The sequence below is a fragment of the Pseudomonas sp. TZ252 genome (assembly GCF_056110345.1).
Map to the genome: position 1 here is coordinate 5,433,908 of NZ_CM148566.1, position 19,221 is coordinate 5,453,128.

Consider the following 19,221-nt stretch of genomic DNA (forward strand, 5'->3'; position numbering starts at 1 on the left):
TCGTTCATGGCGTTTACCATCACAGCATAACTTGTTATAACAAGTGTCCGAGCCACTCCGACAAGCGAATCCGACCATGGGCAAACTGCTCCCGCTTTCTCCCGTGCCGCTGTACAGCCAGCTCAAGGAGCTGCTGCGCGGGCGCATCCTCGACGGCGTCTACCCGCCGCTCAGCCGCATGCCCTCGGAGAACGAGCTGGGCAAGGCCTTCGACGTCAGCCGCATCACCGTGCGCCAGGCGCTCGGCGACCTGCAGAAGGAAGGGCTGATCTTCAAGATCCACGGCAAGGGCACCTTCGTCGCCCGGCCGAAGGCGTTCCAGAACGTCAGCACCCTGCAAGGCCTGGGCGAGTCCATGACGCAGATGGGCTACGAGGTCATCAACCGCCTGCATGGCCTGCGCTACGTGCCGGCCGGCGCGCGGGTGGCCGAGCGCCTGCGGGTGGAAGAGGGCAGCCCTGTGTGCGAGATCAAGCGGGTGCGGCTGGTCAACCGCGAGCCGGTTTCGCTGGAAGTCACCTACCTGCCGCAGGCGCTCGGCGAGCGCCTGGAGAAGGCCGACCTGGTGACCCGCGACATCTTCCTGATCCTCGAGAACGATTGCGGCATTCCCCTCGGCCATGCCGACCTGGCCATCGACGCGGTGCTCGCCGATGCCGACCTGACCCGCGCCCTGGCGGTCGAGGAGGGCGCGCCGATCATGCGTATCGAGCGCCTGACCCATGCCGCCGACGGCGCGCCGCTGGACTTCGAATACCTCTACTACCGCGGCGACGCTTTCCAGTATCGCCTGCGCATCGATCGGCAGAAGGGAGAGCGGGCATGAACACCCTGGAGCAGGAATACGACATCGTGGTGATCGGCGGCGGCACCGCCGGGCCGATGGCGGCGATCAAGGCCAAGGAGCACGACCGCGAACTGCGCGTGCTGCTGGTGGACAAGGCCAACGTCAAGCGCAGCGGCGCCATCAGCATGGGCATGGACGGGTTGAACAACGCCATCGTCCCCGGCCACGCCACGGCCGAGCAGTACACCCGGGAAATCACCGTGGCCAACGACGGCATCGTCAACCAGGCGGCGGTATACGCCTATGCCAGCCACAGCTTCGAGACCCTGCGGCAGCTGGATCGCTGGGGCGTCAGGTTCGAAAAGGACGAGACCGGCGACTATGCGGTGAAGAAGGTCCACCACATGGGCGCCTATGTGCTGCCGATGCCGGAAGGGCACGACATCAAGAAGGTGCTCTACCGCCAGCTCAAGCGTGCGCGGATCCCCATCGCCAACCGCCTGGTCTGCACCCGCCTGCTCACCGATGCCGAGGGCGCGGTGAACGGCGTACTCGGTTTCGACTGCCGCAGCGGCGACTTCCATGTGATCCGCGCCAAGGCGGTGATCCTTTGCTGCGGCGCGGCGGGCCGCCTGGGCCTGCCGTCCTCGGGCTACCTGATGGGTACCTACGAGAACCCGACCAACGCCGGCGACGGCTACGCCATGGCCTATCATGCCGGCGCCGAGCTGGCCAACCTGGAATGCTTCCAGATCAACCCGCTGATCAAGGACTACAACGGCCCGGCCTGTGCCTACGTCACCGGCCCGCTGGGTGGCTATACCGCCAACGCCAGGGGTGAGCGCTTCATCGAATGCGACTACTGGAGCGGGCAGATGATGTGGGAGTTCCACCAGGAACTCGAAGGCGGCAATGGCCCGGTGTTCCTCAAGCTCGACCACCTGGCGGAGGAAACCATCCAGACCATCGAGGACATCCTCCATGGCAACGAACGCCCCAGTCGCGGGCAGTTCCACGCCGGGCGCGGCACCGACTACCGCCAGCAGATGGTCGAGATGCACATTTCCGAGATCGGCTTCTGCTCCGGCCACTCGGCCTCCGGCGTGTGGGTCAACGAGAAGGCCGAGACCAGCGTGAAGGGCCTCTACGCAGCCGGCGACATGGCCGCGGTGCCGCACAACTACATGCTCGGCGCCTTCACCTATGGCTGGTTCGCCGGGCGCAACGCCGCCGAATACGTCGCCGGGCGCGCCTTCAGCGCGGTCGACAGCGCCCAGGTCGAGCGCGAGCGTGCGCGGATCGAGGCGCCGCTGCTGCGCGAGCATGGCCTGCCGGCGGCGCAGGTGGAGTACAAGCTGCGCCGGCTGGTCAACGACTACCTGCAACCGCCCAAGGTGACCCGCAAGATGGAATTGGGCCTGCAACGCATCCAGGCCATCGCCGAGGATCTGGAGCGGATCAAGGCGGACAACCCCCACGAGCTGATGCGCGCCCTGGAAGTCAGCGTTATCCGCGATTGCGCGGAGATGGCCGCGCGCGCCTCGCTGTTCCGCACCGAGAGCCGCTGGGGCCTGTACCACCACCGGGTGGACTATCCGCGGCGCGACGACGCTGCCTGGTTCTGCCACGCGCACCTGAAGAAGGACGAGCAGGGACGCATGGCCAGCTTCAGGAAACCGGTCGAACCCTACCTGTTCGCCATCGACGAGGGCGAACAGCAGGCCTACCAGCGCCTGCGGCTGAGGAACGACGCCGCCTAGGGCCCCACGCCCCGGCGTAGTACCGCTAGACACCGAGCCCGCCGCCACGAAAGCGGGCCAGATCGAACCACGAGGACCGCGTGCCATGGCCTACCGACCCCAGGACATCTTCTTCCGCAGCAGCGCCCCGGTGACCATCGACGAAGACCGCTGCATCGCCGACAAGGGCTGCACCGTCTGCGTCGAGGTCTGCCCGATGGACCTGCTGGCCATCGATCCGACGACCCGCAAGGCCTACATGGCCTACGACGAGTGCTGGTACTGCATGCCTTGCGAAAAGGACTGCCCGACCGGCGCGGTGAAGGTCGAGATTCCCTACCTGCTGCGCTGACGCCCGCTCCCGGCAAGCGAGGCAGAACCCGCCATCCGGCCACTCCCGGACGCCACTCTGAAACACCCCTCGTTTCCCACCACCGTCCGGGTGGAGGAGACGATTCCCATGACCATGATTCGAGGGGAATCCCCATGCGACTGCGTGCAATCCTGGCCAGCCTGGCGCTGGCCCTGACTTCCCTGGGTGCCCAGGCGGAAACCATCCGCGTGGCCATCGGCACTCAGGACACCACCATCAACTGCGCCGCCGGCGGGCTGCTGATCCGCGAGCTGGGCCTGCTGGAGAAATACCTGCCGCGCGACGGCCGCTACAAGGATGCGGACTACCGGGTGGAGTGGAAGAACTTCACCAGTGGCGCACCGCTGACCAACGAGATGGTCGCCGGCAAGCTCGACTTCGGCGCCATGGCCGACTTTCCCGGCACCTTCAACGGTGTGGCCTTCGCCGCCGCCGGCAAGCGCAGCCTGTTCATCAGCGTGCTGTCCGGCAGCACCCGTGGCAGCGGCAACGGCATCGTGGTACCGAGCGGCTCGCCGGTGCAGTCGCTGGCCGAACTGAAAGGCCAGACCATCTCCGTACCGTTCGCCTCCACTGCCCATGGCATGCTGCTGCGCGCGGTGGCGGCGCAAGGCTGGGACCCGCAGCGCGACGTGACCATCATCGCCCAGCCGCCGGAAATCGCCGGTTCGGCCTTGCAGGCGAACAAGATTGCCGCCCATGCCGACTTCGTACCCTTCGCCGAGCTGTTCCCCAATCGCGGCTTCGCCCGCAAGATCTACGACGGTTCCCAGGCCAACGCGCCGACCTTCCATGGCGCGCTGGTGGACGCCGCCTACGCCGAGCGCTATCCGGAGGTGGTGGTGGCCTACCTGCGGGCGAGCATCGAAGCCAATCGACTGCTGGCCGCCGAACCGGAGAAATACAGCGAGCTGATCGAGAAGGTCACCGGCATCGAGGCCGAGGTCAATTACCTGTTCCACGGTCCGCTCGGCCTGCAGACCCGCGACCAGGCCTGGAAACCCGAATACCGCCAGGCTCTGGCGACCTCCATCGACACCCTGAAGCTGCTGAAGAAGGCCGACCGTGGGCTGGACGTCGAGCGTTTCGTCGACGACCGCTACGTCCGCGAGGCCTACCGTCAGGCCGGGCTGGACTACCAGGCGGCGCTGGCAGACTACGCACCGTCGCCGCTGCGCGCCAGCGACGCGCGCAGCGGCCGGCCGATCGAGGAGTTCGAACGGGTAGCGCAGATCTGGGTGAAGGGCGAGGCCAGGGTGCGCCATTACGCTTCGCCGGAGTCGGCCCTGGCCGATCTTGCCGAGCTGAAGGCGCAGGGCAAGGCGATTCGTGCGATCTACGCCCAGGATCGTGACAGCGGGATCAAGCTGCTGGCCAACCAGGCGTGGTTCGTCCGCGACGGCGAGGGTCGTCTCAACGCCTTCCTGCTCCGCGAGCAGGCCCAGGACTATGCCCGCCGCCATGGCGGCGAGGTACGCGACTTTGCCGCCGCCAGCCAGCAGGCGCTGGCGCTCCGCTGAGGCGGGCGTCTTCGGAGTCCGCCCATGAGTTCGCTTCCGATCTCCCGACCCTGGCGCTGGGCCACCCGCGCCGCTTCGCTGGCGGCCTGCCTGGCGTTCTGGCAGCTCGCCGCCGGTCTGCAACTGAATCTGGGCCTGGTGACCTTCGCCAACGTGCCGACGCCCGGCGCGGTGTTGCTGGCGGCCTGCAACCTGGCCCAGTCCAGCGTACTCCTGACGCACCTCGGCGCCAGTCTGGCGCGGGTCTTCGCCGGCTATCTGCTGGCCGCCGCGCTGGGCATCGCCCTCGGCCTGGCGATCGGCCGCTCGGCCTGGGCCGAGGCCTTGCTGCTGCCGCCGCTGGAGGTGCTGCGGCCGATCCCGGCGGTGGCCTGGATTCCCCTGGCGATCCTGATGTTCCCTTCGTCGGAGGCCTCGATGATCTTCATTACCTTCACCGGCGCGCTGTTCCCGATCCTGCTCAATACCGTGCATGGCGTGGAGGCGCTCGATCCGCGCCTGCTGGCTTCGGCGCGCAGCCTGGGGGCGGGGCGCCGGGCGCTGCTGCGCGAGGTGCTGCTGCCCGGCGCCGGACCGGGCATCTTCACCGGCCTGGCGATCGGCATGGGCACCTCCTGGTTCTGCCTGGTGACCGCCGAGATGATCTCCGGGCAATGGGGACTGGGTTACTACACCTGGGCTTCCTACAACATCCAGAACTACGACGAGGTGGTGGTCGGCATGCTGCTCATCGGCCTCTTCGGCATGGGCAGCAGTGGGTTGGTGAAGCGCGTCGGCGCGTCGCTGACGCCCTGGTACGCGGCGGGAGGCAAGGTCCGATGACGACGGCCGGCAACAGCCTGGGGCGCATCCAGATCCGCGACCTGAGCATCCGCCTGGGGCAGGGGAGCGAAGCCTTCGAGGCGGTCCGCGATCTGAACCTGGAGGCGCGGCCGGGCGAGTTCGTCTGCCTGCTCGGGCCTTCGGGATGCGGCAAGTCGACCCTGCTCGGCGCCCTGGCCGGCCACCTGCGGCCAAGCGCCGGCAGCGTGAGGGTCGACGGCCGGAGCGTGGAAGGACCTTCGCCGCAGCGTGGCATGGTATTCCAGCAGCACACCCTGTTCCCCTGGCGGCGGGTCCGCGACAACGTCGCCTTCGGCCTGAAGATGCAGGGCCTGGCCCGCGCCGAGCGCAACCGGCGCGCCATGGAGATGCTCGGACTGGTGGGGCTGGCGGACTTCGCCGGGCGCTGGCCCGGCCAACTGTCCGGGGGTATGCAGCAGCGCGTGGAGATCGCCCGGGTGCTGGTCAACCGGCCGCGCCTGCTGCTGATGGACGAGCCCTTCGGCGCCCTCGACGCGCAGACCCGGCTGAAGATGCAGACCTTGCTGCTGGACGTATGGGCGCGGGTCCGCACCACGGTGCTGTTCGTCACCCACGACATCGACGAGGCCCTGTACCTGGCGGACAGGGTGCTGGTGATGAGCCCCCGTCCGGGACGGATCATCGCCGACCTGGCGCTGGACTTCCCGCGCCCGCGCGACACCCGGCTGGTGACCAGCGCCGACTTCGTGCGCCTGAAACGCCACTGCCTGGAACTGCTCGACCACGACGACGGCCGCCAGTTGCCGCGCCTGACCCCGCTCGGCTTGCCGCTGGGCATCACCCCGGACCGACTGCGGATCGCCATATGACCTGTAAAAACGCCACCCTGCCCGAAATCCTCGAACTGTCGCCGCGCCTGGAGGACGCCGACCCCGGCGTACGCCGCCTGGCGCTGATCGAACTGGCCGACCTGGAGCTGCCGGAGGCGCTGCCGTTGCTGGTTGCGGCCCTGCGCGGCGATCCCGACCCCGGCGTGCGCGGCGAGGCCGCGCGCCTGCTGGAGGCCTGGGAGGAAGACGCAGTGGTCGATGCGCTCTGTGCGGCCCTGGCCGATCCGGTGCCGGCGGTGGCCGATGCCGCCGCGCAGAGCCTTGGCGAACTCAAGGAACCGGCCGCCGGGCGGCGCCTGCTGCCGTGGCTCGGGCATGCCGATGCCTTCGTCCGCGCCAGCGTATTGCGTGCGTTGCGCGAACTGCGCCTGGAGGAGAGCGCCGTGCCGGCCTTGGCCGCCCTCGGCGATCCGCAGGCGGCGGTGCGCCGCGAGGCGGTGGCGGTACTCGGCTGGCTCCGCCACCAGCCGGCCCTGGCCGAACTGGCCAGGCTGGCCAGCGCCGATGTCGACCCGGAGGTACGCCGGGCGGCCACCGGCGCCCTCGGCCTGAGCCGCGAGGTGACGGTGCTGCCGGCGCTCTGCGCGGCGCTGGCGGACGCTCAATGGCAGGTTCGCGAAGAGGCGGCGACGACCCTTGGCAAGCTGGGCCGGGAGGAGGCCGGCGAGCCGCTGCTGAAGGCCCTGGCGGACGACTACTGGCAGGTCCGCCTGCGCGCCGCCCGCGCACTCGGGCGCTTGCGCCACAGGCCGGCGCGGGAGGCGCTGGAAGCGTTGCTCGGCCATCCCATCGGCAACCTGCGCAAGGAGGCCGCCCTGGCCCTCGGCGAACTGGCGGACCCGGCCTCGGCCCAGGCCTTGCGGGTCGCCGAAGGCGACGGCGATCCCGAGGTGCGCAAGGCGGTGCGCATCGCCCTGGCGCAACTGCGGGTGCCGGCATGACCCAGCCGCCGCTGCGCCTGCGCAATGCCGCCAGGGACGGCTGGCTGATGCTCGAATGGGCGGACGGCGCGGTCAGCCGGATCGACCATGCGCGCCTGCGCGCCGCCTGTCCCTGTGCGCAATGCCGGGCGCAGCGCCTGCGCGGACGGATCGTCGCGGCGGAGCAGGGCGTGCGCCTGCGCGATATCCGCCTGCAGGGCTACGGCGTGCAGTTGCTGTTCGACGATGGCCACGAGCGCGGTATCTACCCCTGGTCCTATCTGCGCGACGAACTCTGAGGCGGGTATTGTTCCGCTCCCGGCAACAACGTGAAGCGCGTTCATGGGTTTCAGATTGTTGCCAATCCCTGCGTTGTCCCCGTCCCGCCACGGCCACCACCCGGGTGACCCGCTCGAAGGCCCGCCGCCTGGCTTCGTTGTCGTTTCCGTAACACTGTTTTCCAGCCTGAAACGTTTCAGCTTTACTTGCAAAGACCTTATCATTCGCAAATTAACCATTGTTCTGCTTGGCTCAGATCATGAGTCCTCTTCATAAACCCTTGCTCCTTGCAAGGTTATCGAGGAAGTAGAGCGGTCGCTGCGTGCGGCCAGTCGACCATTCGCAACGAGGAAGCGTTCGCGTGAAATCCCATCTTCTCCGCCCGGCCCTGCGCCCCTTGGCCGGCGGCCTATTGTCCGCCTCCCTGCTGGCCAACGCGGTGCACGCCGCCGAGGCGTTCTCGCCGAACTCGAAATGGATGCTCGGCGACTGGGGCGGCAAGCGCACCGAGCTGCTGGAGAAGGGCTACGACTTCAAGCTGGAGTACGTCGGCGAGGCGGCGGCCAACCTCGACGGCGGCTATGACGACGACAAGACAGGACGCTACACCGACCAGTTCGCCCTGGGCGTGCACATGGACCTGGAGAAGATCCTCGGCTGGAAGGCTACCGAGTTCCAGTTCACCGTCACCGAGCGCAACGGCAAGAACCTTTCCAACGACCGCATCGGCGACCCGCGTGCCGGGCACATCAGCTCGGTGCAGGAGGTCTGGGGCCGCGGGCAGACCTGGCGGCTGACCCAGCTGTGGCTCAAGCAGCAGTACTTCGACGGCGCGCTGGACGTGAAATTCGGCCGTTTCGGCGAGGGCGAGGACTTCAACAGCTTCCCCTGCGATTTCCAGAACCTGGCCTTCTGCGGCTCGCAGGTGGGCAACTGGGCGGGGAGCATCTGGTACAACTGGCCGGTCAGCCAGTGGGCGTTGCGGGTGAAGTACAACTTCGCGCCGGACTGGTACGTGCAGGTCGGCGCCTACGAGCAGAACCCGTCGAACCTGGAGACCGGCAACGGCTTCAAGATGAGCGGCAGCGGGACCAAGGGCGCGTTGCTGCCGGTGGAGCTGATCTGGCAGCCGAAGGTCGGCGCCGAGCAACTGCCGGGCGAGTACCGGCTGGGCTACTACTACAGCACGGCGAAGGCCGATGACGTCTACGACGACGTCGACGGCCAGCCGCAGGGGCTGACCGGCAACGACTTCAAGTCGCGCGGCAGCAAGCATGGCTGGTGGGTGGTGGCGCAGCAGCAGGTCACTTCGCACAACGGCGATGCCTCGCGCGGGTTGAGCCTGTTCGCCAACCTGACGGTCCACGACAAGGCGACCAACGTGGTGGACAACTACCAGCAGCTCGGGATGGTCTACAAGGGTCCGTTCGACGCGCGGCCGAAGGACGACATCGGCCTGGGCATCGCGCGCATCCATGTCAACGACGATGTGAAGAAGCGCCAGCGCCTGGTGAACCAGGTGAACGGCATCGACGATTACGACAACCCGCTGTACCAGCCGCTGCAGGACACCGAGTACAACGCCGAGCTGTACTACGGGGTGCATGTGACCGACTGGCTGACGGTGCGGCCGAACCTGCAATACATCAAGCAGCCGGGCGGGGTCGACGAGGTCGACAACGCGCTGGTGGCGGGGATCAAGATCCAGACGGTGTTCTAGGCTGTTGCTTCGGACAACCGCGATTCGGTCATGGCCAGCGGCCATTTCTTCAGCGCCGCCCAACGCGGCGCGGCGGGCTGAACAGCCCGGCGTGCAGAACGTAATAGGAGAGTAAGCAATGCCTGTCATCAACCCCGAAGGGAGTACCGGACGATGAGCGAAGGTAACCGCAGTCGATCGCGCCTGCTGCCGAGCCTGCTCGGCCTGTTGATCCTGCTGTCCGGCCTGGCGCTGCTGGCCGGCGGCATCAAGCTGGCGAGCCTGGGCGGCTCGCTGTACTACCTGCTGGCCGGCATCGGCCTGGCCCTGAGCGGACTGTTGCTGCTGCTGGGCAAGCGTGCGGCGCTAGGCCTGTACGCTCTGGTGCTGTTCGCCAGCACCGTCTGGGCGCTGTGGGAAGTCGGCCTGGACTGGTGGCAACTGGTGCCGCGCCTGGCTCTGTGGTTCGTCTTCGGCCTGCTGCTCTGGCTACCCTGGTTCCGCCGCCCGCTGCTGGCCGACGGTCCGGCGCCGCTGGGCACCGCGGCGCTGGGCGTGGCGGTGGTCCTGGCCGGCGCCGCCGCGGTGGGCAGCCAGTTCACCAATCCGGGGCAGATCGTCGGTCGCATCGACCGCGACAGCGGCATGACCAGCACCGCCCCGGCGATGCCGGACGGCGACTGGCAGGCCTACGGGCGCACCGAGTTCGGCGACCGCTACTCGCCGTTGAAGCAGATCACCCCGGCCAACGTCGGCCAGCTCGAGGAAGCCTGGCGCATCCGTACCGGCGACCTGCCGACCGCCGACGATCCGCTCGAACTGACCAACGAGAACACCCCGCTGAAGGTCAACGGCATGCTCTACGCCTGCACCGCGCACAGCAAGGTGCTGGCCCTCGACCCGGACACCGGCGCGGAAATCTGGCGCTTCGATCCGCAGATCCAGAGCCCGGTAGGCTTCAAGGGCTTCGCCCACATGACTTGCCGTGGCGTCTCCTACTACGACGAAGAGCAGTACGCCAGGAGCGACGTCGGCGCGCCGCCGGCCGCGCTCTCCGAGGCCGGCAAGGCGGTCGCCGCCAGTTGTCCGCGGCGCCTGTTCCTGCCCACCGCCGACGCCCGCCTGATCGCGATCAACGCCGACAACGGCAAGGTCTGCGAGGACTTCGGGGTCAAGGGCGCGGTCGACCTGACGGCCGGCATCGGTCCGTTCACCCCGGGCGGCTACTACTCCACCTCGCCGGCGGCGGTCACCCGCAATCTGGTGATCATCGGCGGCCACGTCACCGACAACGAGTCGACCAACGAGCCGTCCGGGGTGATCCGCGCCTTCGACGTGCACGACGGCAAGCTGGTGTGGAACTGGGACAGCGGCAACCCGGACGAGACCGAGCCCCTGGCTCCCGGCAAGTTCTATACCCGCAACTCGCCGAACATGTGGTCGCTGGCCAGCGTCGACGAGAAGCTCGGCCAGGTCTACCTGCCGCTGGGCAACCAGATGCCCGACCAGTGGGGCGGCAACCGCACCCCCGGTGCCGAGAAGTTCAGCGCCGGCCTGGTGGCCCTCGACCTGAACACCGGCAAGCTGCGCTGGAACTACCAGTTCACCCACCACGACCTGTGGGACATGGACGTCGGCAGCCAGCCGACCCTGCTCGACCTGAAGACCGCCGATGGCGTCAAGCCGGCGCTGATCGCGCCGACCAAGCAGGGCAGCCTGTACGTGCTGGACCGCCGCGACGGCACGCCGATCGTGCCGATCCGCGAAGTGCCGGCGCCGCAGGGCGCGGTGGAGGGCGACCATACCGCGCCGACCCAGGCGCGTTCCGACCTCAACCTGCTGCGCCCGCCGCTGACCGAGCGCGACATGTGGGGCAGCAGCCCGTTCGACCAGATGCTCTGCCGCATCCAGTTCCGCTCGCTGCGCTACGAGGGCCAGTACACCCCGCCGTCGGAGCAGGGCAGCCTGATCTATCCGGGCAACGTCGGAGTGTTCAACTGGGGCGGGGTGGCGGTCGACCCGGTGCGCCAGATCCTCTTCACCAGCCCCAACTACATGGCCTTCGTCTCGCAGATGGTGCCGCGCGACAAGGTGCCCAGCGGAAGCAAGCGCGAGGGCGAGACCAGCGGCGTGCAGCCGAACACCGGCGCGCCCTACGCGGTGATCATGCATCCGTTCATGTCGCCCATCGGCCTGCCGTGCCAGGCGCCGTCCTGGGGTGACGTGGCGGGTATCGACCTGACCACCGCCAAGGTCGTCTGGCAGCACAAGAACGGCACCAGCCGCGACAACACCCCGGTGCCGATCGGCCTCACCGTCGGCGTACCGAGCATGGGCGGCTCGATCACCACCGCCGGCGGCGTGGCCTTCCTCAGCGGCACGCTCGACCAGTACCTGCGCGCCTACGACGTGAAGGACGGCAAGCAGCTCTGGCAGGCGCGCCTGCCGGCCGGCGGCCAGGCCACGCCGATGAGCTACACCGGCAAGGACGGTCGCCAGTACGTGCTGATCGTCGCTGGCGGACACGGCTCCTTCGGTACCCGCATGGGCGACTACATCATCGCCTACGCCCTGCCCAGGCAATGACCCGCCCACCGGGAGCCCACAGCCGGCTCCCGGCCTTCCGGGCCTCGGCCCGGAAGGGGCTTTGCCAAGGGGAGGCGCGTTCCCGCCCTTGGCAAAGCCCCTTCGATACCTTGCGACCCGCGGAACCCTGCATGCCGTCCCGACCCCGACCCAGCTTCGTCTCCCACCTGTTGCCCGGCTCCCTGGCGCTCTGCGGCCTGGCCATCGCCTGCGCCGTCCAGGGCGAGGAGCGACGCAGCCTCGAACCCATGGTGGTGACCGGCAGCTACAACCCCAGCGACACCTTCGACCTGCCGTTCTCGGTGGATAGCATCGAGCGTCGGCAGATCGCCGACGGCCAGCTCGGCATCAACCTCTCCGAAGTCCTGCCGCGGGTACCTGGCCTGGTGGTGCAGAACCGCCAGAACTACGCTCAGGACCTGCAAATCTCCTCGCGCGGCTACGGCGCCCGCTCGGCCTTCGGTATCCGCGGGCTGAAGCTGCTCGCCGACGGCATCCCGGCCAGTACGCCGGATGGCCAGGGCCAGGCCGCGACCCTCAACCTCGACGTCGCCGAGCGCATCGAGGTACTGCGCGGGCCGGCCTCGACGATCTACGGCAGCAACGCCGGCGGGGTGATCCAGATGTTCTCCCGCGACGGCCAGGGCGCCCCGCGGGTCGGCGCGGAAACCTCCGTCGGCAGCGATGGCCTGAGCCGCAACCACCTGTACACGGAAGGCGAGGGCGACGGGGTCGGTTTCCTGGTGGATGCCTCGCGGATGGACACCGACGGCTACCGCGACCACAGCGCCGCGCGCCGCGACCAGACCTTCGCCAAGCTGAACTTCAGGCCCGACGCCGACAGCCGCGTGGCGCTGATCTACAGCAGCTTGGAACAGAACGACACTGAAGATCCGCTGGGGCAGACCTGGGACGCCTACAAGCACGACCCGCGCTCCGTCACCGCCAACGCCGAGCTGTACGACACGCGCAAGAGCATCGACCACCAGCAGGCCGGGATGAACTACGAGCGCTACTTCGGCGAGGCGACCTTGCAGGTCAACGCCTACGTGGGCAAGCGCAGTGTCGTGCAGTATCTGTCGATCCCCAGGGGGGTGGCCTCCAACAGTCAGCGTGGCGGCGGCGTGGTGGACTTCGACCGCGACTTCCACGGTGGCACCGTGCGCTGGCTGCAACCGGTACGCCAGGCGCCGGGCGTGCTGAACCTGACCGTCGGCCTCGACTACGACCAGAGCCGCGACGACCGTCGCGGCTACCAGAACTTCAACGGCGACCAGCTCGGCGTGAAGGGCGAGTTGCGCCGCGACGAGGTGGACACCGCCACCAGCCTCGATCCCTACCTGCAGGCGAGCTGGGCCATCGACGCCTGGACCCTGCAGGCCGGGGTGCGCCACAGCACCATGAAGATGGAGGTCGACGACCGCTACCTGAGCAACGGCGATGCCAGCGGCTCGCGGCGCTACCGGAAGAACACCCCGTCGTTCTCGGTGATGTACGCCTTCACCCCCGACCTGCACGGCTACCTCAGCGCCGGCAAGGGCTTCGAGACTCCGACCCAGGCGGAGATGGCCTATGCGCCGGTGGCGGCGAACGCGCCGGACGTCTTCAACTTCGGCCTCAAGCCAGCCACCAGCAGCCAGTACGAAGCCGGGCTGAAGGCGCGCCTGTGGGGCAATACGCGGGTCAACGCGGCGATCTTCCAGATCCGCAGCGAGGACGAGATCGTCGTCGCCAGCTCCCTCGGCGGTCGCACCAGCTACCAGAACGCCGGCAAGACCCTGCGTCGCGGCTTCGAACTGGGCCTGGAGAGCGAACTGAGCGAGCACTGGAACGCCAACCTGGCCTATACCCGGCTATCCGCCACCTACGATTCGGATTTCGAGGCCGGCGGCAAGACCATCGGCAAGGGCAAGCACCTGCCGGGCGTGCCGGAAAGCAGCCTGTTCGGCGAACTGGTGTGGAAGCCCGCGGAGGGCATCAGCATGGGCTGGGAAGGCATGTACCGCAGCCAGGTCTACGTCGAGGACAGCAACAGCGAAAAGGCCGCGCCGAGCTATGCGGTATTCAACTGGCGCACCCGCTTCGAGCAGCGCCTGGGAGCCTGGGCCTTCCACCAGCTGGTGCGCCTGGACAACCTGTTCGACCGCCAGTACGTCGGCTCGGTCATCGTCGGCGACGGCAACCGGCGTTACTACGAAGCGGCCCCCGGGCTGTCCTGGTACGCGGGAGCCGGGGTCGAATACCAATTCTGAAGTGCCGGATGCGCTTGTTCGCGCTACCCGGCCAGCCCTTGTCAGCGTCGTCAATTCCGATTACTGTATGGATGTACAGTAATCGGAAATCGCCTGCCTGCGCGACAAGGAGCACCGATCATGAGCCACAACCTTGCCGAACTGCCGCTGTCCCGACGCCGCGCCCTGGAGCGCGAGAAACAGGCCTGCCTGCGCCTCCACCTGTCCCGCAATCGTGCCAGCGAACGCCTGGAGCGCGCCGTGCGCGACGAAGTCGAGCGCCTGCTGGGTGCCCGCGAACGCCAGGGGGCCGGCTGGCCGGAGTGGGTCAGCGCGGAACTCTGCGTGGCGGACGACCCGCTCTTCGTGCGCAAGGTGGTGGCGCGCCTGAAAGCCGCGGTGGACTGGCAGCGCCAGCGCGCAGCCTGAGCGTTGCTCGCTTCAGGCCCCGCTGCCGTCGCTCCCGGGCGCGCGATGATGTTGCAGGGCGCGCTGGCGATGGCCGGCGAGGATGTACCGGTAGATCAGTCGTGCGAGCGACTCCAGCTCCATTTCCTGGCCGTCCAGCGCGGCGCCGCACAGCGCCAGCTTGACCCGCTTGCCGCCGGCCACCGCACGGGCTTCGGGGCGGGCGAAAGCCCGCGGGTCGAAACGGGCATGGCTGTCGAAGCGCGGTGCCGTGCAATCGAAGGTGGTCGCGAAGGTGAGTTCCAACCAGCGCCCACGCTCGATCTCCAGCGACTGGAAGGTGTACATCGGCACCTGCGGCGCGTTGGCGAAGGTGATGCTCTCCGGGGTCAGGGTGAGCGCGACCTGGCCGTGGCGCCGGTAGAGGAACACGCCCGCCAGGCAGGCGTACAGGCCGCCGCCCAGCAGCAGCGCGGCTGGCAGCCAGAACAGCCATTGGCCACTGGCCAGGCGCCAGGCGTTGGGCAGCGAAGCGAGCCAGAGACCGGTGGCGCCAGCCACCAGGCCAGCGAGCAGGGCAACGCAGGCGGTGCCCCGCGAGACCTCGCGGATCTCGCAGCGGGCTTCCAGCGGCGGCAGTTCGTCGAGGGTTTCGTCAGTTTCTTGCATGGGGATTCTCACAGGTCTTGCCGAGCAGGTCGGCGCTGAGCGCTCGGCTCAACGCCAGGGGGGCGCCGAACCAGACGCCCAGCGCCTGGCTCGGCGGTCGTGTCGGAACGGCCCGGCCGGCGGTCCCGGCCCAGGTGCGTTCGAAGCTCTCTCCCAGCGCCGTGCAGCGCAGGCCCAGCGGAGGGTGGGTATCCTGCGGATGGACCGGGAGTCCCTCCGCCCCGGGGGCCGGTGCTTCCAGGCCGGACTGGCCCAGGTAGACGTGGATGGCGTCCACCAGGTTGTCCGGCGCGCGCGCCGGAGCGAGCAGGCAGTGTTCGAGGAACGCCCGTATCGGCGCGCCGGCCGCCGCGCTGCGCAGCAGGGCCGAGGCCATCGCCGGCGCACCGGCCAGTTGTGCGGCGCGGCGGTCGGCGGCGAATTCGCGCAGGCGGCTCCAGTGGTTCACGGCGAGGCCGAAACGTTCGAGGAAGTACCCGGCCAACAGTCGCGCCGGTTCCAGTGCCGCACGTTCGAAGACGTTGGCTTCCTGCTCCTCGATGGCGGCCAGTTGGCTTGCGGCGCCCTGGTAGATCGGCAGGAAGTGCAGGCTGTAATGGGCGTCGCGGCCGGCGAAGTGGGCCAGTTCGTGAGCGATCACTGCACTCAGTTCGGCGCGGTCCAGCAGGCCCAGCAACGGTAGCGAGAGGTATAGGCTGCGTCCTTGCAGATGCTCGCCGGAAGGTTGCAGGCAGACGCGGTTGGCGGTCACGTAGAAGCCGTCGCAGAGACCTACCAACAGGTGCTGCGGGGCTGGCGTGTCGAGGCGCGCCGCCAGCTCGCGCAGTAGCGTCCAGAGTTCCGGTGCATCCTCTTCGCCCAGCCGGCGGCCGATGACATCCAGGGCCGGCGCCGGGCGCAGGCGCAAGCGGCTGATCTTCGCCAGCATTTGCCACGCCGACGCCAGCAGGCCGAGAAGGATCAGCGCCACGCTCAGTTGGGTGCGTCCTTCGCTGACCGGAACCTGGCCGACCCGCCACAGCCCGAGGATCTCGAACGTTCCGGCACAGGCCAGGGCCAGGGCGAGCAGGCCGATCTGGGCGAGGAGCAGGCAGGGCAGCAGGCGTCGGCCCAGCTCGAACCACAGGAGCAGGCAGCGACGCGAGCGCAGTGCGCTGCGTGCGGCGCCGGCGATGCCGGCCAGGGAGACGGCTCCCAATACGGCGACCAGCGCCGCCAGGCAGGCTCCGCTATCGGCGAGGACGGCGGCGAAGCGATTCAGGCGCTGTGCGCTTCGTGTGTCGGCGAGTCGCTCGTCGAGCCGCGCCAGGGCCAGGTCGCGCACATAGGCCCGGCCGTCCACCCGGACGCTGGCCCTCGGCGGCAGCGCCCGCGCTTCGGCGAGCGCGCGCTCGACCCGCTGCTGCGCGGCGCCCAGTCGCTCGGCCTGCTGCTCGGCGCGCCAGGACTGCCAGGCGCCGAGCCCCGCCAGCAGCGCTGGAACCAGCACCAGGCAAAGCAGCAGCCTTCGCGGATGGACCGTGCCCTTCACTCAGCCCTGGCTGCGCAGTTGTTGCAGGTAGCGCTGGGCGTGGGCGGCCTGGATGTAGGCGTCGAGGATCGCCGCCATGTCGTCGCAGTCCAGCTTCTTGCCATCGCTCTGCAGGCCGGCCGACATGATGGTGATGCGCGGGTCCTTGCCTTTGAAGGCCATGGCCTGGGAGGCGAACACCTGGCGTACGGCGCGATGGGTCGGCAGCGGCGTTTCGGGCCGCAGGTGGAGGGTCTGGGTGGTTTGCAGCATGTCGGCCTTGACGCTGAAATCGATGACGTCGGCCAGCTCGACCGGAGCCGACAGGCTGTCGGCCCAGAGCTGGGTACGGGTCAGGCGCATGAAGGGGGTCTTGCCGGAGTTGCGATGCTGGTAGCCGAGGAACAGCCCGAACAGGCCGAGCAGCAAGCCGACGACGCCGACCCCCGGCTTGCCCTGGGAGAACCACATGCCGGTCATGATGAAGGGCACGATGCTCAGCAGCGGACCCAGCACCACGTACTTGCGGGTATTGGTGAACTCGGTGGCCGGCGGTACGTTGGCGATCACCCGCTCCAGGTGGGCGATGACCTCGGCGGTCTTCGCCTGGTTCAGCTCTTCGTGTTCGGCACCGAGGGTTTCGGCGAGGTTGGAGACGAGGTCCCGGGGTTCCTGGTTGCTCATGGAAATATCCTTGGAGTTGGGAGTGAAGAGGAAGCACTGGGCGGGATCTCGCCCAGTTGGCGGAGCCGGGCCTGGGCGCGGGCGATGTCCAGGTAGAGGTCGATGACCTCCGCGGCTTCCAGTAGCGACAGGTTGCGACCGTTGAGGCGCCAGCCGGGGGACAGCAGGCGAACCCGTGGGCCGTCCCGGCATTCGCTGACGGCACGCGCGGCGAACGGATCGAGCGGGCGCGTGGATGGTGCCGGTAGCGCCTTGCCGTGCAGTTCGAGGACTATCGCGGAGAACCAGACCCCGTCCTCCAGGCGCAGGTCGGCGACCTCCAGCAGGTCCAGCGGCGCCGACAGGCTACGGGCGCGCAGGCGCCCCTGGCCGAGGACGAGGAACGGCGCGTTCCTGGCGTTGCGCTGCAGGCAGGCCAGGCACATGAGGAGGGCGGCCGCCGCCAGCAGGCACAGCGCCGCCGCCTCATGGCCGGGACCGGGGTGGTCGCGCAAGGTCCAGGCGCCGCCGAGCAGCAGCAGGCCGAGCAGGGCGGACAGCGGCGCCGCGCCACGGGCGGCGCCGATGCTTATCCGGTTGGGGACGCTGGCGACGAAGCGCCGCAACTGCGTGGCTTCGTCGCCCCTTGTCCCGGGGGGGCAGGGCGTTTGCGCGCCCGGCGGGATCACCGGCTTTCCCCGTGGCCTGCATCGAGCAGGCGGTTGAGCCACTGCGTGTCGTCGGCGCTGACGATGCGCCTTGCCTGTCGCAGCAGATCGTCGTCGAGCGCCAGGGAAAGGTCCGCGATCCGCTGGAAGGTCGGCGGGTGACTGTCGAAGGGGTGTTCCAGGCGGCGAGCGCTGTCGTGTTCGTCCAGTTCCAGGGAGTTCCCGCGCAGATGGTCGGTCAGCGCATGCACCAGGTTGCGCGTCTGCGGGCTGGCCAGCAGGCGTTCGATCAGTCCTGCAAGGGCGCAGGTGCGTAGCAGCGCGATGGCGAAGACCCGCGCGCCGGCTACCCGCGCCCCGACCTTGTCGGCGGCCAGTTCCTGGCGGCGATTCCAGTGCAGGTAGGCGCGCTCGAAGCGATCGAGGAAGTACAGCGCGGCCCACAGGCCCGGCTTGCCGAGCAGGCCGACATGCCCATCCTCGGGGGCGGCGATGCGTTCGATGCGCAGGCGCACCTGCCGCTGCAGGAGCGACAGGGATGCACCGTGGGCGGTGTCGCCGGCGGCGAAGTGGCCCAGTTCGTGGCCGATGATCGCGGCGCTTTCGGCCTCGCTCATGACCGAGGCATAGGTCAGCGGGATGTACAGGGTACGCCCCTCCAGCGGAATGCCGCGGGGCGCCAGCAGGACCTTGGCCTGGGTGACGAAGTAGCAGTGCTCGATGCCGGTGACGACATGGTCCGGTAGCGGCGCTCCGGCGCGGTCGGCGATCTGTCCCAGCCATTGCCAGAGGCCGGGCGCGGCGACCCGGTCGAGTTCGCGGCCGAGCAGGTGGAGCACCGGTTCCTCCAGCGGCAGCAGTTCGCCGCGCAGGCGCCGCAGCATGAGCAGGCCGCCGAGGAACAGCAGCCACAGCGGCAGCGAGAAGAGCAGGGCGACGAAGCCGTGGCTGTGCCGGTGGCTGTAGCTCCACAGCGCTTCGTAGAGCAACTGGCTGGCCAGGGCGGCGACCAGCAGGCCAGCGTGCAGCGGGACCAGTCGACCGAGGCGCCGCCAGGCCGGCGCGAGGTGGCCGAGCAGGTAGGCTTGCGAGCGCATCGAGCGGCGCCCGTCGTATTCCAGTCTCGCCAGCAAGGCGGCCGCGACCAGCGCCGACGCCAGCGCGCAGAGCTTGCCGATAGCGGCCAGCCAGCCGCGCAGAGCCAGCCAAGGATGGTCGCGGCGGATGGCCTCGGCGTCTTCGGCGAACTGGTGAAGATGACCTTCGACGCCATAGGCCGGACGGAACAGGTGACGGGGAATGGCGCCGGCGGTGTCCGGGTCGTTGCGCACCGAGGCGCTCCAGTCGCGCATGAACTGTTCGTCGCGCAGGGTCGAGTCGACCCGGAAGGCCTGCACGGCGGACCAGGCGTAGAGCGCCAGGGGAATCAGGAAGAGTAATGCGAGCAGCCTTACCCGCAGCGTATCGTGGCTCAT

17 protein-coding genes are annotated in these 19,221 nt (G+C 68.8%); 12 read left to right on the forward strand and 5 right to left on the reverse strand.

Annotated features, from left to right (window positions below):
- The first annotated feature begins 76 nt into the window (after window positions 1–76).
- The 12 genes from ACYAF3_RS25100 to ACYAF3_RS25155 all read left to right on the forward strand — a co-directional run bounded on the left by ACYAF3_RS25100 (window position 77) and on the right by ACYAF3_RS25155 (window position 14,257).
- A complete protein-coding gene (locus ACYAF3_RS25100) occupies window positions 77–826 on the forward strand; it encodes a GntR family transcriptional regulator (RefSeq protein ID WP_003113099.1) in 750 nt (249 codons plus the stop codon).
- Window positions 823–2,547 carry a fumarate reductase/succinate dehydrogenase flavoprotein subunit gene (locus ACYAF3_RS25105; protein ID WP_004343632.1) on the forward strand — a complete coding sequence of 575 codons (1,725 nt, stop codon included), beginning with the start codon at window positions 823–825 and terminating at the stop codon, window positions 2,545–2,547. Before ACYAF3_RS25100 ends, ACYAF3_RS25105 begins: the two co-directional genes overlap by 4 nt.
- A gap of 85 nt (window positions 2,548–2,632) precedes the next feature.
- Window positions 2,633–2,878 carry a 4Fe-4S dicluster domain-containing protein gene (locus ACYAF3_RS25110; RefSeq protein ID WP_003089354.1) on the forward strand — a complete coding sequence of 82 codons (246 nt, stop codon included), beginning with the start codon at window positions 2,633–2,635 and terminating at the stop codon, window positions 2,876–2,878.
- A gap of 134 nt (window positions 2,879–3,012) precedes the next feature.
- Entirely contained in the window at window positions 3,013–4,419 is a 1,407-nt protein-coding gene (locus ACYAF3_RS25115; protein WP_004343625.1) for an ABC transporter substrate-binding protein, read from the forward strand.
- A gap of 24 nt (window positions 4,420–4,443) precedes the next feature.
- Window positions 4,444–5,241, forward strand: a complete 798-nt coding sequence (locus tag ACYAF3_RS25120) for an ABC transporter permease (RefSeq protein ID WP_004343624.1) — start codon at window positions 4,444–4,446, stop codon at window positions 5,239–5,241.
- Window positions 5,238–6,092 carry an ABC transporter ATP-binding protein gene (locus tag ACYAF3_RS25125; protein WP_033999270.1) on the forward strand — a complete coding sequence of 285 codons (855 nt, stop codon included), beginning with the start codon at window positions 5,238–5,240 and terminating at the stop codon, window positions 6,090–6,092. The genes ACYAF3_RS25120 and ACYAF3_RS25125 overlap by 4 nt, the downstream gene beginning before the upstream one ends.
- A complete protein-coding gene (locus ACYAF3_RS25130) occupies window positions 6,089–7,054 on the forward strand; it encodes a HEAT repeat domain-containing protein (RefSeq protein ID WP_004343623.1) in 966 nt (321 codons plus the stop codon). Before ACYAF3_RS25125 ends, ACYAF3_RS25130 begins: the two co-directional genes overlap by 4 nt.
- Entirely contained in the window at window positions 7,051–7,332 is a 282-nt protein-coding gene (locus ACYAF3_RS25135) for a DUF971 domain-containing protein (RefSeq protein ID WP_004343622.1), read from the forward strand. Before ACYAF3_RS25130 ends, ACYAF3_RS25135 begins: the two co-directional genes overlap by 4 nt.
- Before the next feature lie 341 nt (window positions 7,333–7,673).
- Window positions 7,674–9,032, forward strand: coding sequence for a carbohydrate porin OprB (gene oprB / locus ACYAF3_RS25140; protein ID WP_254856957.1), 1,359 nt, complete (start codon window positions 7,674–7,676; stop codon window positions 9,030–9,032).
- A 153-nt stretch (window positions 9,033–9,185) separates the two neighbouring features.
- On the forward strand, window positions 9,186–11,597 hold the full coding sequence (locus ACYAF3_RS25145; protein WP_003158923.1) for a glucose/quinate/shikimate family membrane-bound PQQ-dependent dehydrogenase: 2,412 nt from the start codon (window positions 9,186–9,188) through the stop codon (window positions 11,595–11,597).
- A gap of 131 nt (window positions 11,598–11,728) precedes the next feature.
- Entirely contained in the window at window positions 11,729–13,849 is a 2,121-nt protein-coding gene (locus ACYAF3_RS25150) for a TonB-dependent receptor family protein (RefSeq protein ID WP_023088815.1), read from the forward strand.
- 120 nt (window positions 13,850–13,969) lie between these two features.
- Window positions 13,970–14,257 (forward strand): hypothetical protein, encoded by a 288-nt coding sequence (locus ACYAF3_RS25155; protein ID WP_003089338.1) that lies wholly within the window; start codon window positions 13,970–13,972, stop codon window positions 14,255–14,257.
- A gap of 12 nt (window positions 14,258–14,269) precedes the next feature.
- Here the strand turns inward: ACYAF3_RS25155 and ACYAF3_RS25160 are convergent, their stop codons facing one another.
- Genes ACYAF3_RS25160 through ACYAF3_RS25180 form a run of 5 tightly spaced genes read right to left on the reverse strand, consistent with a single transcriptional unit; the run spans window position 14,270 to window position 19,221 of the window.
- Window positions 14,270–14,905 carry a hypothetical protein gene (locus ACYAF3_RS25160; protein ID WP_023089133.1) on the reverse strand — a complete coding sequence of 212 codons (636 nt, stop codon included), beginning with the start codon at window positions 14,903–14,905 and terminating at the stop codon, window positions 14,270–14,272.
- Window positions 14,892–16,436: a M48 family metallopeptidase gene (locus ACYAF3_RS25165; RefSeq protein WP_116349833.1), complete on the reverse strand. Its 1,545-nt coding sequence runs from the start codon at window positions 16,434–16,436 to the stop codon at window positions 14,892–14,894. Before ACYAF3_RS25165 ends, ACYAF3_RS25160 begins: the two co-directional genes overlap by 14 nt.
- Window positions 16,437–17,099 (reverse strand): hypothetical protein, encoded by a 663-nt coding sequence (locus ACYAF3_RS25170; RefSeq protein ID WP_003089328.1) that lies wholly within the window; start codon window positions 17,097–17,099, stop codon window positions 16,437–16,439.
- Complete coding sequence (locus ACYAF3_RS25175) at window positions 17,096–17,767, reverse strand: hypothetical protein (RefSeq protein ID WP_003144110.1); 672 nt, start codon at window positions 17,765–17,767, stop codon at window positions 17,096–17,098. Before ACYAF3_RS25175 ends, ACYAF3_RS25170 begins: the two co-directional genes overlap by 4 nt.
- Window positions 17,764–19,221 (reverse strand): M48 family metalloprotease, encoded by a 1,458-nt coding sequence (locus ACYAF3_RS25180; RefSeq protein ID WP_121377735.1) that lies wholly within the window; start codon window positions 19,219–19,221, stop codon window positions 17,764–17,766. The genes ACYAF3_RS25175 and ACYAF3_RS25180 overlap by 4 nt, the downstream gene beginning before the upstream one ends.

Excerpts from the sequence above, each read along its gene's own strand:
- ACYAF3_RS25125 (WP_033999270.1), top strand. The coding sequence starts at position 5,238 with ATGACGACGGCCGGCAACAGCCTGGGGCGCATCCAGATCCGCGACCTG.
- ACYAF3_RS25160 (WP_023089133.1), bottom strand. The coding sequence starts at position 14,905 with ATGCAAGAAACTGACGAAACCCTCGACGAACTGCCGCCGCTGGAAGCC.
- ACYAF3_RS25150 (WP_023088815.1), top strand. The coding sequence starts at position 11,729 with ATGCCGTCCCGACCCCGACCCAGCTTCGTCTCCCACCTGTTGCCCGGC.
- ACYAF3_RS25155 (WP_003089338.1), top strand. The coding sequence starts at position 13,970 with ATGAGCCACAACCTTGCCGAACTGCCGCTGTCCCGACGCCGCGCCCTG.
- ACYAF3_RS25115 (WP_004343625.1), top strand. The coding sequence starts at position 3,013 with ATGCGACTGCGTGCAATCCTGGCCAGCCTGGCGCTGGCCCTGACTTCC.
- ACYAF3_RS25110 (WP_003089354.1), top strand. The coding sequence starts at position 2,633 with ATGGCCTACCGACCCCAGGACATCTTCTTCCGCAGCAGCGCCCCGGTG.
- ACYAF3_RS25180 (WP_121377735.1), bottom strand. The coding sequence starts at position 19,221 with ATGAGCCACGATACGCTGCGGGTAAGGCTGCTCGCATTACTCTTCCTG.
- ACYAF3_RS25100 (WP_003113099.1), top strand. The coding sequence starts at position 77 with ATGGGCAAACTGCTCCCGCTTTCTCCCGTGCCGCTGTACAGCCAGCTC.
- ACYAF3_RS25145 (WP_003158923.1), top strand. The coding sequence starts at position 9,186 with ATGAGCGAAGGTAACCGCAGTCGATCGCGCCTGCTGCCGAGCCTGCTC.
- ACYAF3_RS25105 (WP_004343632.1), top strand. The coding sequence starts at position 823 with ATGAACACCCTGGAGCAGGAATACGACATCGTGGTGATCGGCGGCGGC.
- ACYAF3_RS25170 (WP_003089328.1), bottom strand. The coding sequence starts at position 17,099 with ATGAGCAACCAGGAACCCCGGGACCTCGTCTCCAACCTCGCCGAAACC.
- ACYAF3_RS25120 (WP_004343624.1), top strand. The coding sequence starts at position 4,444 with ATGAGTTCGCTTCCGATCTCCCGACCCTGGCGCTGGGCCACCCGCGCC.
- ACYAF3_RS25130 (WP_004343623.1), top strand. The coding sequence starts at position 6,089 with ATGACCTGTAAAAACGCCACCCTGCCCGAAATCCTCGAACTGTCGCCG.
- ACYAF3_RS25135 (WP_004343622.1), top strand. The coding sequence starts at position 7,051 with ATGACCCAGCCGCCGCTGCGCCTGCGCAATGCCGCCAGGGACGGCTGG.